The sequence below is a fragment of the Streptomyces chiangmaiensis genome (assembly GCF_036281785.1).
GTDB classification, from domain to species: domain Bacteria; phylum Actinomycetota; class Actinomycetes; order Streptomycetales; family Streptomycetaceae; genus Streptomyces; species Streptomyces chiangmaiensis.
Genome location: NZ_JAYWVC010000666.1, coordinates 1 through 806 on the forward strand (window position 1 = coordinate 1; position 806 = coordinate 806).

The following is an 806-nucleotide window of genomic DNA, read 5'->3' on the forward strand; positions in this document are numbered from 1 at the left end:
CCCTCGGAGGCGGTGGAGCTGTTCCAGCCCGGGTGCAGGCCGAGGTTGACCCAGTTCATGCCGTGCTGGGCCGCCAGGACGGCGAAGTACTGGAGCGTGTGGAGCTTGTCGCCGCTCTTGGCGCCGGAGTTGCTGAAGCCGGCGGCGAGCTTGTCCTTCCACGAATGGACGAACCAGCGCTTGGAGGTGGTCTCGGCGAACTGGTGGAAGGCACCGGAAGCCGTGCCCATGTAGGTCGGCGAACCGAAGACGATCGCGTCGGAGGCGTCGAGCAGCCCCCACTGCTCGTCGGTGATCTCGTCGACCTTGATCAGATGGACGACGGCTCCGGCCTGCACGGCGCCGTCACGCACGGCCTCGGCGAGGATGGTCGTGTGGCCGTAGCCGGAGTGATAGGCGATCGCGACGACAGGGGTGGTCATGAAAGATTTCCTCCAGGCAATAGGGATGGCGGACTCCCTCGGGGAGCCGGGAGGTCGACCATCGTCCGACAAGGCGCCCCGGAGTCGACCTGCACCTACCAGGACCGGACAACCTCCCTTTCCGTGACACCGAAGGGGTGGCGTGTGAGAACAAGCACCTTTTGCGCCGGGTAGCCGTCCCGGTGCCCGGTGAGCATGCCGGTGACGTCGGTGCCGAAGCCACGACGGTGTGCACCTGCGACCCCGTGCACGGCGATGCGGCGGCGTGTCAACGGCCGCCGCCGCATCGCCCCGGGGCCGGATCAGAGGCCGGCGAGCACCGCGGACGGGTCCACCGCGCCGCCGTTGTCAACCGCGGCGATCCTCCGCCGCAGGACGGCCACG

Annotated in this window: 1 protein-coding gene; it reads right to left on the reverse strand. The window is 68.7% G+C overall.

Annotated features, from left to right (window positions below; translation table 11 throughout):
* On the reverse strand, positions 1-422 hold a 422-nt coding region (locus VXC91_RS46305), incomplete at its 3' end, for a flavodoxin family protein (protein WP_329513321.1).
* Between the last annotated feature and the right edge of the window lie 384 nt (positions 423-806).